This is a genomic window from Bradyrhizobium sp. AUGA SZCCT0105 (assembly GCF_018129565.1).
Taxonomy (GTDB): Bacteria; Pseudomonadota; Alphaproteobacteria; order Rhizobiales; family Xanthobacteraceae; genus Bradyrhizobium.
This window is the reverse complement of record NZ_JAFCMK010000001.1, coordinates 806588-818784: the sequence shown is the minus strand read 5'-3', so window position 1 is coordinate 818784 and position 12197 is coordinate 806588. Positions and strand designations below refer to the sequence as shown.

General features: G+C 64.5%; 10 protein-coding genes. 4 read left to right on the top strand and 6 right to left on the bottom strand.

The genetic code is table 11. The features are described from left to right. Positions 1-116: 116 nt before the first annotated feature. The 3 genes from JQ573_RS03910 (at position 117) to JQ573_RS03900 (ending at position 2885) form a co-directional block, all read left to right on the top strand. Positions 117-362 carry a GlsB/YeaQ/YmgE family stress response membrane protein gene (locus JQ573_RS03910; RefSeq protein WP_092124584.1) on the top strand — a complete coding sequence of 82 codons (246 nt, stop codon included), beginning with the start codon at positions 117-119 and terminating at the stop codon, positions 360-362. 105 nt (positions 363-467) lie between these two features. Beyond that, on the top strand, positions 468-1310 hold the full coding sequence (locus JQ573_RS03905; RefSeq protein WP_092124583.1) for a MoxR family ATPase: 843 nt from the start codon (positions 468-470) through the stop codon (positions 1308-1310). Positions 1311-1382: 72 nt separating this feature from the next. Next, positions 1383-2885, top strand: coding sequence for an NAD(P)/FAD-dependent oxidoreductase (locus tag JQ573_RS03900; RefSeq protein ID WP_212311637.1), 1503 nt, complete (start codon positions 1383-1385; stop codon positions 2883-2885). Between the two features lie 198 nt (positions 2886-3083). Here JQ573_RS03900 and JQ573_RS03895 read toward each other — a convergent pair whose 3' ends face one another. The 4 genes from JQ573_RS03895 to JQ573_RS03880 form a co-directional block, all read right to left on the bottom strand. Next, positions 3084-4727, bottom strand: a complete 1644-nt coding sequence (locus tag JQ573_RS03895; protein ID WP_212311638.1) for a GMC family oxidoreductase — start codon at positions 4725-4727, stop codon at positions 3084-3086. Between the two features lie 28 nt (positions 4728-4755). Continuing rightward, positions 4756-5349, bottom strand: coding sequence for a GNAT family N-acetyltransferase (locus JQ573_RS03890; protein ID WP_212311639.1), 594 nt, complete (start codon positions 5347-5349; stop codon positions 4756-4758). A gap of 108 nt (positions 5350-5457) precedes the next feature. Continuing rightward, a complete protein-coding gene (locus JQ573_RS03885) occupies positions 5458-6384 on the bottom strand; it encodes an SMP-30/gluconolactonase/LRE family protein (protein WP_212311640.1) in 927 nt (308 codons plus the stop codon). A gap of 1075 nt (positions 6385-7459) precedes the next feature. Beyond that, complete coding sequence (locus JQ573_RS03880) at positions 7460-8740, bottom strand: diguanylate cyclase (protein WP_409334700.1); 1281 nt, start codon at positions 8738-8740, stop codon at positions 7460-7462. Positions 8741-8878: 138 nt separating this feature from the next. Here JQ573_RS03880 and JQ573_RS40050 point away from each other — a divergent pair, with 138 nt between their 5' ends. Beyond that, the gene (locus JQ573_RS40050) at positions 8879-9076 is read left to right on the top strand and encodes a hypothetical protein (protein WP_249131508.1); all 198 of its coding nucleotides are present in this window, start codon (positions 8879-8881) and stop codon (positions 9074-9076) included. A gap of 181 nt (positions 9077-9257) precedes the next feature. On the opposite strand, the gene JQ573_RS03875 is transcribed toward JQ573_RS40050, so the two are convergent. After that, positions 9258-10184: a hydroxymethylglutaryl-CoA lyase gene (locus JQ573_RS03875; protein ID WP_212317305.1), complete on the bottom strand. Its 927-nt coding sequence runs from the start codon at positions 10182-10184 to the stop codon at positions 9258-9260. Next, the gene (locus JQ573_RS03870; protein ID WP_212317307.1) at positions 10181-12190 is read right to left on the bottom strand and encodes an acetyl/propionyl/methylcrotonyl-CoA carboxylase subunit alpha; all 2010 of its coding nucleotides are present in this window, start codon (positions 12188-12190) and stop codon (positions 10181-10183) included. Before JQ573_RS03870 ends, JQ573_RS03875 begins: the two co-directional genes overlap by 4 nt. Between the last annotated feature and the right edge of the window lie 7 nt (positions 12191-12197).

Sequence of the window (12197 nt, the reverse complement as noted above, 5' to 3'; positions counted from 1 at the left end):
GACATTCCATGCGTGCCGCGCCGTTCAGGGTACCGCTGCGCTGCGGAATCCGCCCTAGACCGCCCGGCTTTTTCAATTACAATTGCGCCTGACAAGACATTGGGCAGGACGTTTGAATGGGCATCATTGCGGCACTGGTGATCGGTGCGATTGCCGGCTGGCTCGCTGGGCTGATCGTGCGCGGCGCGGGCTTCGGGCTGATCGGCAACATGGTTGTCGGCATCATCGGCGCGCTGGTGGCAAGCTGGCTGCTGCCGCGCCTCGGCGTCGGCCTCGGCGGCAGCGCGATCCGCGACATCCTCAACGCGACGATCGGCGCTTGCATCGTGCTGGTGATCGTATCGATGATCAGACGAGCGTGATCGAAAAATTTGCATCTCCGACGGCCGCTGCGAGAGCGGTCGTTTCATGTTGAGGCCCAAGGTGAGACCCATGCGGCCAACGAACGAAACAAGGCAACCAGATCGATGAAATTCACGGGTACCAAGGACTACGTCGCCACCGATGACCTCAAGGTCGCCGTCAATGCCGCCATCGTGCTCGAGCGCCCGCTGCTGGTGAAGGGCGAGCCCGGCACCGGCAAGACCGTGCTGGCCGAGGAAGTCGCCAAGGCGATCGACGCGCCGCTTTTGACCTGGCACATCAAGTCGACCACCAAGGCGCAGCAGGGCCTCTATGAATACGACGCGGTGTCGCGGCTGCGCGACAGCCAGCTCGGCGACGCCCGCGTGTCCGACATCAAGAACTACATCAAGCGCGGCAAGCTGTGGGAGGCCTTCACCCACGAGAAGCGTCCGGTGCTCCTGATCGACGAGATCGACAAGGCCGACATCGAATTCCCCAACGACCTCTTGCTCGAACTCGACCGCATGGAGTTCCATGTCTACGAGACCGGTGAGACCATCAAGGCGAAGCTGCGCCCGATCGTGATGATCACGTCGAACAACGAGAAGGAACTGCCGGACGCGTTCCTGCGCCGCTGCTTCTTCCACTACATCAAGTTCCCAGACGCCGACACCATGAACAAAATCGTCGACGTGCACTTCCCCGGCATCAAGAAGCGGCTGGTGGAAGAGGCGCTGCGGATCTTCTTCGAGGTTCGCGAAGTACCGGGCCTGAAGAAGAAGCCCTCGACCTCGGAGCTGCTCGACTGGCTCAAGCTGCTGCTGAACGAGGACATCACGCCCGAGATGCTCAGGGAGCGCGATCCGCGCAAGCTGATCCCGCCGCTGCATGGCGCGCTGCTCAAGAACGAGCAGGACGTGCACCTGTTCGAGCGGCTGGCGTTCCTCAGCCGCCGCGAAGTCTAGTTCACGCAAACGCCGGGGCATTCGCTCCGGCGTTTTACTGAACCGCTCCAACCAAGAAGAAGACCAGGGAAGATGAACGTCCAGACCCAAATCCGCGCCGCCGAGCCCGTCACATCAGAGCATTTCGACGTCCTGATCGCGGGCGCCGGCATCTCCGGCGTTGGCGCCGCCTACCATCTCACCACGCAATGCCCGGGCACCAGCTTCGTGGTGCTGGAGACGCAGAAGACGTTCGGCGGCACCTGGTCGACGCATCGCTATCCCGGCATCCGCTCCGACAGCGACCTGCACACCTTCGGCTATCGCTTCAAGCCGTGGACCAGCGCGCCGATCGCGAGCGCAGCCGAGATCCTGAAATACATGGGCGAGGTGATCGAGGAGAACGATCTCGCCCGCCACATCCGCTATCGCCACACCATCACCGCGGCGAAGTGGTCGAACGAGACCAACCTCTGGACCATCGATGCGACGCGTATCGACACCGGCGAGCAGCTGCGTTTCACGACGAACTTCTTCTGGATGTGCCAGGGCTACTACCGCCACGACGCGGGCTATACGCCCGAATGGACCGACATGGCGAAGTTCAAGGGCACGGTCGTGCATCCGCAGACCTGGCCCGACGACCTCGACTACAAGGGCAAGCGCGTGGTCGTGATCGGCTCCGGCGCCACCGCTGCGACCTTGATCCCGGCGATGGCCAAGGACGCCGGCCATGTCACCATGCTGCAGCGTTCGCCGACCTATTTCCGCACCGGCCGCAACGCGATCGAGATCGCCGAGGAGTTGCGCCGGCTGCAGGTCGACGAGGCCTGGATCCACGAGATCACCCGCCGCAAGATCCTGTTCGAGCAGGACGCCTTCACCAGGCGGACCTTCGCCGAGCCCGAGGGCGCCAAGAAGGACCTGCTTGCGGCGGTCGAGGCCGTCCTCGGCAAGGACTACGACATCGCCACCCACTTCACGCCGCGCTACCGGCCGTGGCGGCAGCGCATCGCCTTCATTCCGGATGCCGACCTGTTCCACGCCATCAAGGGCGGCAAGGCCTCCGTCGTCACCGATGAGATCGAGCGCTTCACCGAGAAGGGCATCCTGCTCAAGTCCGGCAGGGAGCTCGAGGCCGACATCATCATCACCGCGACCGGCTTCCACCTCTCCGCCAATGGCGGCATCGACTTCGCAATCGACGGCAAGCCGCTCGACTTCAAGGACACCGTGACCTATCGCGGCATGATGTTCACCGGCGTGCCGAACCTCGTCTGGGTGTTCGGCTATTTCCGCGCCAGCTGGACCTTGCGCGTCGACTTAGTCGGCGACTTCGTCTGCCGCATGCTCAAGCACATGAAGGCGACCGGCGTGAACAAGGTGACGCCGGCGCTGCGCCCCGAAGACCACAACATGCCGCTGCTGCCGTGGATCGATCCGGAGAACTTCAACCCCGGCTACATGATGCGCGGCATGCACCTGCTGCCGAAGCGCGGCGACAAGCCGGAGTGGCAGCACAACCAGGACTACTGGGCCGAGAAGGACGAATTCCCGGCGATCGACCTCAAGGACAAGGCGTTCGTCTACGGCTGAGCTCCCTTCTTCTTTCCCGTCACTCAAGTACGGATCCCGTCACCCTGAGGCGCTCGCGAAGCGAGCCTCGAAGGGTGCACGGCCCGGCTGGTGGCCGTCGATCCTTCGAGGCTCGCTCCGCTCGCACCTCAGGATGACGGTGATAGATCGAACGCGCTGATCGACGAGCATCGGTGCGAATATCACCGCGCAATCGCCTCACGCATACTCCGGCAGTTTCGCGGCGGCTTCGGGGGTCTTGCCGCGGATCATGTCGGAGGCCTTGTCGGCGATCATCAAGGTCGAGGCGTTGAGGTTGGCCGATATCATCCGCGGCATGATCGAGGCGTCGATCACGCGCAGGCCCTCCATGCCATGGACCCGAAGCTGGTCGTCGACCACGGCCCAGGACGCATCGGCCGGTCCCATCCGGCAGGTACAGCCGGGATGGAAGGTGGTAGTGCCGCGCTGGGTCGCGGCCGCGAGCAGCTCCTCGTCGCTCGTGACCTTCGGGCCGGGAAAATCCTCATAGGCGAAATACGGCTTGAGCGGCTCGGAGGCGAGCAGCCGGCGCGCCAGCTTCATGCCGGCGACGACGACGCGGCGGTCGATCGCCTCGGCAAGATAGTTGGTCTGGATGATCGGCGGCGCGAACGGATCGGCGGAGCGGATCCGGACATAGCCGCGACTCTCCGGCCGCTGCTGCCATGAGGCCACCGTCATGCCGGGCTCGTCCTCGAGCTGGCCCTGCACGCCTTCCTTGTAGCTCGCCGGCGTGAAGGTGAGCTGCAAATCGGAGCTCTCGGTGGTCTCGCCAGAATGCCAGAAGCAATAGACCATGGTCGGCGACAGCGACAGTAGCCCGCGCCGCGTCGTCGCCCATTTGATCGCCTCGCCCCACAGGCTGAAGCCGCGGCGCAGCTCGTTGATGGTCCGGATGTTCTTGACCCGCGCCACCGAGCGCGGTGCGTAATGATCCTGCAGGCCCTCGCCGACACCCGGCAGCGCGTGGCGCACCTCGATGCCGTGCGACTTCAGCAGGTCGGGCGAACCAACGCCGGAGAGCTGCAACAGCTGCGGCGAGTTATAGGCGCCGCCGGAGAGGATGACCTCCTTGGTGGCGCGGATCTCGAGCGGATCGCCGTGCTTGCCGCCGCGGTTGTAGCGCACGCCGACCGCGCGCTTGCCCTCGAAGATGATGCCGGTGACATGCGCATGCGTGCGCACGTCGACATTCGGCCGCTTTCGCGCCGGATGCAGGAACGCGGTCGCGGCGCTGACCCTGCGGCCGTTCAGGATGGTGCGCTGGCAGTAGGAGACGCCCTCCTGGATCTGGCCGTTGTAGTCGGGGTTGCGCGGAATCCCGAGGCTGACCGCGCCCGCCATGAAGGCTTCGCAGAGCGGGTCCTGCCAGTCCATCGTGGTGACGGTGAGATTGCCGTCGCGGCCGCGATAGGTATCGTCGCCCTCGCCGATCCGCCGCTCCATGCGCCGGAAGTACGGCAGCACGTCGGGATAGCCCCAGCCGCGATTGCCGAGCTGCGCCCAGGTGTCGAAATCCTGGCGCTGGCCGCGATTGTAGATGTGGCCGTTGATCGAGGACGAGCCGCCGAGCGTCTTGCCGCGCGGCGCGTAGATGCTGCGCCCGCCGGTGTAGGGACCCACCTCCTGCTGATAGGCCCAGTTCACGCTCTTCATGTGGAAGGTCTTGATGAAGCCGGCCGGCAGATGGATGTAAGGATGCCAGTCGCTCGGCCCCGCCTCGAGCACGCACACCCTGACAGCAGCGTCTTCACTCAACCGGTTGGTCAGCACGCTCCCGGCGGAGCCTGCGCCGATGATCACATAATCGAACGTTTCCATCGTCTCGCTTCTGGCGCCGACCAAAGTGTCAGCGCGGCTTTTCGTTGAGTTGATAGTTGAGATGCGCCTTCACCGTCGGCCATTCGCTGGCGATGATGCTGTAAACCACGGTGTCGCGCAACGTACCGTTGGGCGCGATCTGATGGCTGCGCAGGATGCCGTCCTGCTTGGCGCCCAAACGCTCGATGCCGCGCCGACTCTGGTGATTGAAGAAATGCGTGCGGAACTCGACCGCGATGCAATCGAGCTTCTCGAAGGCGTGTTGGAGCAGCAGCAGTTTGCACTGCGTGTTGACCGCGCTGCGCTGCACACGCTTGGCGTACCAGGTCGAGCCGATCTCGACGCGGCGGTTCGGCGTATCGACATTCATGTAGGTCGACATGCCCGAGATCCGGCCGTCGGCATCGAACACGGTGAACGGCAGCATTGATCCAGCGGCCTGCAGGCCGAGCCTTCGGTCGATCTCCTTGGCCATGTTCTCCGGCTGCGGGATCGAGGTGTACCAGAGTTGAGAGAGATGGCCGTCCTTCACTGCGTCGACGAGACCGTCGCGATGATCATGGGACAACGGTTCGAGCCGCGCATGTGCGCCGCGAAGGGTGACCGGTTCAAGCCAGGGCATTTTGATTCCTTTCCGTCATTGCGAGGAGCGAAGCGACGAAGCAATCCATTCCCTCCGTGTTCGTGGCGGCATGGATTGCTTCGCTTCGCTCGCAATGACGTTCTTACGTCACTTGTTCAGAAAATTCAGCGGCAATCCCGGCCGCGACCAGTCCATCGCGATCAGTTCGCCCTTGCCGGACAGCGTGATGTACGCGGTCTTCAGGTCGGGGCCGCCGAAGGCGATGTTGGTGGTGACGCGGTCGCCGGTCGGCACCTGCTCGACCACGGTGCCGTCAGGCGCGATCACCGAGATGCAGCCCGAAATCAGCGTCGCGACGCAGACATTGCCCGATGCTTCGACGGCGAGCGAATCGAACATCTGGTAGCCGCCGAGGCCCGCGATCGGCTTGCCGCGCTCGCCGCGATAGATCACGTCGCGCGGCTTGATGGTGCCGGGCTCGGACACCTCATAGGCCCACAGCCGCGCCGTCGGCGTCTCCGCGATGTAGACGGTCTTCTCATCCGGCGACAGGCCGATGCCGTTGGCCGGCAGGATGCCGTGCACGGCCTCGACGATCTCGTTCATGCCGGGCTTCAGATAATAGAATGCGCCGACATCCATCTCGCGGGCGCGGCGCTTGCCGAGATCGGAGAACCACAGGCCGCCCTGCCTGTCGAACACCAGATCGTTCGGCCCGCGCAGCTCATGCTCGCCGCACTTCGTCACCACCGTCTCGACCTTGCCGGATTGCAGATCGACGCGCTGGATCGAACCGCCGAGATAATCCTCCGGCTGCGGACCCGGCATGATCATGTTGCGGGTCGGGATCCAGGAGAAGCCGCCATTGTTGCAGACGTACATCTTGCCGTCCGGGCCGAGTGCCGCGCCGTTCGGGCCGCCCGGCACCTTGGCGACGATCTCCTTGCGTCCGTCGGGATAGACCCGGGTCAGCCGCTGGCCGCGGATTTCGACCAGCACGACCGAACCGTCGGGCATGACGACGGGACCTTCGGGAAACTCGAGATCGGTGGCGAGTACGCGGATATTGGCCATGGCATCCTCCCGGCTCATTGGCTGCAGGCGGATTTTCGAACGGTCCCGCACGCACAACGTTGTTGTTTCATCCTGTTATGGCAAACGGGGTTTGGCTTGCCAAGCAATCAGGGGCGCAACGCTGCCCGGCGTTGAGGTGGGATGATGCCGCAGTAGCGGCGACGTCGTCCCTGCCAACACTATCAAACCCGTCATCCTGAGGAGCCGCGAAGCGGCGTCTCGAAGGATGCACGGCCCCGCTGGTGGCCGTCGCCCCTTCGAGACGGCCGCTCCGCGGCCTCCTCAGGGTGACGGTGATGGAGCCCAAGTACACGCTTCTCTCCGTTCGTCGTCCCTGCGAAGCAGGGACCCATAACCACAGGGTTGTGTTGTTGGAGAGGGCAGTGGCCCCAACGTCGCGCAGCAACTTCCATTTGTGGTTATGGGTCCCGGGTCAAGCCCGGGACGACACTGAATGTGTGGCTCGACTTTTGAGTCATGCTTCCGCATTCTCGCGACATGATCTGCCCGAGCTGTGCTCTTCGTTCCGCCCTCGCTCTTGATGAGGGCGCAGGGAAAGCCGGGTGCCGATCGCACCCATGGGCCCCGAGCAAAAGGTAGAAAGCTCGGGGGTAGGACCACAGGTGTAACCGGAGCATTCCGGCTTTCCCTGCGCGATGGGTTACGGCTTACTTCGTGCTCTCCCCGGCGAGACTGGGCTTGCTTGTCACCGCCTTCGCAAGACGCGTGAGCGCTTTGTGAAAAGACACCTGCCGCTAGGGCGTCAGGACCACACGACTTCACCGTCCGCTTCGCGTGCTCTCGTCAGTCACACGCTCGGCGTCCACCGCATCCCACACCGCGTTCGTGACGATCGCGAAGCGCCCCTCGATCGGGTGAGACGGCGATTTCATAACACTGAGTTGGCCTTCCGGTAAACCGAAATATTTTCGTCGCGCGGGCTTGACGCATTTTGAGTGAGTTGCCCGTCGGGTTGTTTTGTCGCACCTCCTTCCGTCATTTCCCGATGCGCAATTGCGCACCTGAGGGCGTGCGAAGCACGAGCCCGGAAATGACGAAGGACCCATCCCGCAATCTACTCGGCCGCCAACTTCGGTGGCGCCGGAGGCACCCAGCACTCGACGCGATTCCGGCCGTGCTCCTTGGCCTGGTAGAGCGCGGCATCGGCGGCCTTCATCAGCGCGTCTATCCCGGGCATGCTGGTAAGGGCCTCGGCAACGCCGATGCTCACTGTCAGTCGCACCGGATGACCATCCGCCGCCAATGCCAACCCTTCCGCCCTCTTGCGAATGCGCTCGGCGACGGTCCGGGCGCGCGACAATGTCGTTTCCGGCAGCAGAACCGCGAACTCCTCGCCTCCGACACGTCCGACGACGTCGGACTTGCGTTTACCGCGAATGCAGATCTCGGCAACGGCCTTGATGGCCTCGTCGCCGGCCGCATGACCGAGCCGGTCATTGATGCTCTTGAAGTAGTCGATATCGACCATCAACACGGAGACGGAGCGATAGTAGCGCTGGAACCGGCTCCACTCCGCGTCCAGCGTCGTCAGGAACTGCCTGCGGTTGAACAGTCCGGTGAGCGGATCGGTGGTCGCGAGCACCTCGAGCTGTCGCGCATTACCAACGAGATCGGTCACGTCGACAAAGGTCAGCATCCGGCCGCCGTTTGCCATCGTTGAGCAATGGATCCTGATGTTGCGGCCATCAGGCGTCTGGACGTCGCGCTTGTGATCGCCCGCCTTGATCTCCGCGATCCGCTTCGCCGGAAAGGCTTTGATTTGCTCCGGGGTCGAGCCGCTTGGGACTGCCCGGCGGCCGCGCGTGAGAAGCGTGACGTATGCCGGATGCCGCGCAATCTCCTCCTCACTCACCTCCCAGAATTCCCGCATTCTCCGGTTGAGGAAAATCACATTGAGATCGCGATCGAGCAGGACGACGCCGTCCTCCACGTTCTCGAGGGCGCCGGTCAGCACCTTCAACTTGTCCGACGCGCGCACGATGTCGGTCACGGGCGTGTAGCTCACCATCCGACCGCCGTCGGGCAGCGGCGTGCACTGACACCGAACCACATCGCCATTGCTGCGCCTGAGATCGATCGGATTTGCATCCCCGGCGCTCACGAGGCGGACGCGTTCGGCAACATAGGCTTGAAGCTGCTCAGCCGGCAGCTCATAGGCCATGGTCTTGCATCCGTGATGCATCAGATCGGTGAAGCTGGGATTGCGGTCGGCCACCGCGTCCGGAAGCTGCCACATGTTCCGGAACGCGCGGTTGATGAACAGGGCTTTCAGCTGCGCGTCCAAGAGCAGGATGCCGACCGGGATATGATCGAGCGCTGCGCGCAGCGCCAGCATGTGCCCGCGCAGAATGTCGCCGCTGCGCCGCTCCGGAATGGCTGATGGCGCAGGAGCGGCAGACACGGCAGCGGCAGGCGCGGGTGCCGCAGCATTCGCCTGCTGCGCCTCAAACACCAGGCCGAGCTGGCGGTCCGATTGCCACAGCCGCTTGCATGGCCTCACCTGATTGGTGCCGACGATCAACAGTTGGACCTGGTCGGGAATGCCAACGACGCTTTCGAGTTCCACGGTCGCTCCGGTATCGGTGAGCTGCCGGACCGTGCAATCGAAGGCCGACCGACCGAAATTGAAAACGATCTTTCCGGCCAAAAACGTTCGGCCGCGGGAAGCTGACACCTGTCCGGACATGGCGAGACGCACCTGGAGCAATTGCGAGCCCCCTCACCTCAGCATGTTTGAGTCACCAAGCCATGAACGCTTTCGAGGGGTTTTGACCCAGAGCGGATGAACGAAGGCGGCGTGCGCTGCACAACGGGTTCCAGCTTGCGGTTCCTGGAACCCGTGCGGTGGAGAACTACGATCCGCTCAGCCGCTTCCGTTTCGCGTTCAGCGCCGAAGCGACGCGGCTGACCGGCGGACGGCCGAGCAAACCGGCGACCTCGTTCGTCGTGGCCAGCAGCTTCTCCATATCGATACCGGTTTTCACGCCCATGCCCTCGAGCATGTAGACGACATCCTCGGTCGCGACGTTGCCGGTGGCGCCGGGCGCATAGGGGCAGCCGCCGAGGCCGCCGGCGGCGGCATCGATCACGCGCACGCCCTCCTCCATGCCGGCATAGAGATTGGCGAGCGCCTGACCATAGGTGTCGTGGAAGTGCATCGCGAGGTTGCCGACCGGGAGCTCGGCGCCGACCGCACGCAGCATCTCCTTGGCCTTCAGCGGCGTGCCGACACCGATGGTGTCGCCGAGCGAGATCTCGTAGCAGCCGAGATCCCACAGCGTCATCGCGAGGTCGGCGACCGCCTTCGGCTTGATCTCGCCGTCGAACGGACAACCGAGCACGCAGGAGATATAGCCGCGCACCTTGACGCCATCGGCCTTGGCGCGCGCCAGCACCGGCTTGAAGCGCTCGATCGATTCCGCGATCGAGCAATTGATGTTGGCGCGCGAAAACCCTTCGGAGGCCGCCGCAAACACCGAGACGACCTGGGCGCCGGCCGCGCGCGCGGCGTCATAGCCCTTCTCGTTCGGCACCAGCACGTGGAATTCGGCGTCCTTGACCTTGTCCTTGATTTGGCTGACGCCGCGCAGCACCTGGTCGGAGCTTGCCATCTGCGGGATCGCCTTCGGCGACACGAAGGCGCCGACCTCGACGGTTTTAAGCCCCGCCGCCACCAGCGCCTCGACGAAGGCGATGCGCGCCTCGACGCTGACCGGCGTCTTCTCGTTCTGCAGGCCGTCGCGCGGCCCCATCTCGACGATGTGGATCTGATCGCTCATGACGCGGCCGCGGGCTCGACTTCAGCAAGCTCGACGCCCTCGCCGACGATGTCGCCGACCTTGCATTTGAGCTTCTTCAACACGCCGGCATAGGGCGCGCGCAGGGTCTGTTCCATCTTCATCACTTCGAGGGTGAGGATCGGCGCGCCCTTCTCCAGCGTCGCGCCCTCCTCGGCCAGCAGCGCGACCACGGTGCCCGGCAAAGGCGCCACGATTTTGTCCTCACCGACCTGCTCCTCGCTCTCGCCGCCGAACGGATCAACCCAGTGCAGGTCGAAACGGCCGTTGCGGGTGCGCAGGTAAAGCTCGTGGCCCTCGATCACCGATGCGACGCGCGACTTCACCCCCCTGAGCGTCAGGTCGAAGCCATCATCGCCGGCTGACGAGATCGCGAAGGCGACCTCGCGCCCGCTGACGAATAGCGTCGATGGTCCGTTGCCATAGTACAGCGTGACGGTCTGGGCGGCCTCGTGGCCCTGCCGGAATGAAAACACCCGCTGGCGGCGGCCGACCGGCATCCAGCCGAACGCCTGCCAGGGCGAGTTTGCCTCGCTTCGCGCGGCCTTCTGTTCATCCTGCACGATCGCTGCCACCGCTGCGCAGAGCTCGAACTCGCCGGCCGCGCCTGTGCCTGATGTCAGGTTCTTCAGCTCGCGCTCGATGAAGCCGGTATCGATCGCATTGGCCCTGACGTCCGGATGCGTCACCAGCGCCGACAGGAACGGGATGTTGGTGACGATGCCGCGGACGTCGGTTTGTTCCAGCCCGCGATTGAGCTTCTCGATCGCGCCCTCGCGCGTCGGCGCCCAGGCGATCACCTTGGCAAGCATCGCGTCGTAGTACGGCGAGACGTTATCGCCGCTGCGATAGCCGGCGTCGATGCGCAGGCCGTCGCCTTCCGGCGGCGTGCGCCAGGTCTTGATGCGGCCGACCGAAGGCATGAAGTTCTTCTGCGGATTTTCCGCGTAGACGCGCGCCTCGATGGCGTGGCCATTGAGCTTGATCTCGTCCTGCTTCAGCGGCAGCGCCTCGCCGAAGGCAACGCGCAGCTGCCACTCGACCAGATCGACGCCGGTGATCAGCTCGGTGACGGGATGTTCGACCTGCAAACGCGTGTTCATCTCGATGAAGAACACATCCTTGCCGTCGGAGACGAACTCGATGGTGCCGGCGCCGACATAATTGACCGCGCCGGCCGCCTTGCGGGCGGCCTCGCAGACGGTCTCGCGCTGCGCGGCGTTGAGCGTGGGCGACGGCGCCTCCTCGATCACCTTCTGGTGCCGGCGTTGCAGCGTGCATTCGCGCTCCCACAGCGAAAGCAGATTGCCGTGGCTGTCGCCGATGATCTGCACCTCGATGTGGCGCGGGTTCTGCACGTATTTCTCGATCAGCATGCGGTCGTCGCCGAACGCCGCCTTGGCTTCGCGCTTGGCGCTTGTGATCGCGGCCGACAGCTCGCCCGCCGAATTGACCACGCGCATGCCGCGGCCGCCGCCGCCGGCCGACGCTTTCACCAGCACCGGGAAGCCGATCCGGTTGGCGGCCTCCGCCAGGATCGCCTCGTCCTGCGCCTCGCCGTGATAGCCGGGCACCAACGGCACGCCGGCCTTCTCCATCAACGCCTTCGAGCCGGATTTCGAGCCCATCGCGGTCATCATCGCCGCGGTCGGACCGACGAACACCAGGCCAGCATCAAGGCAGGCTTGTGCGAATTCGGCGTTCTCCGACAGGAAGCCGTAGCCGGGATGCACCGCTTCCGCGCCGATCGCGCGAGCGGCTGCGATGACGTGCTCGGTGTTGAGATAGCTGTCGCGCGCCCGTGCCGGCCCGAGCAGTACCGCCTCGTCAGCAAGCGCGACATGCATCGCGTCGCGATCGGCCTCGGAATAGACCGCGACGGTGCGCAGCCCCATCGCGCGCGCCGAGCGGATGACGCGGCAGGCGATCTCGCCCCGGTTGGCGATCAGAAGCGTGCGGAAACGCCGGTAGAGTTTTGAACGGTCCATGGTCAGA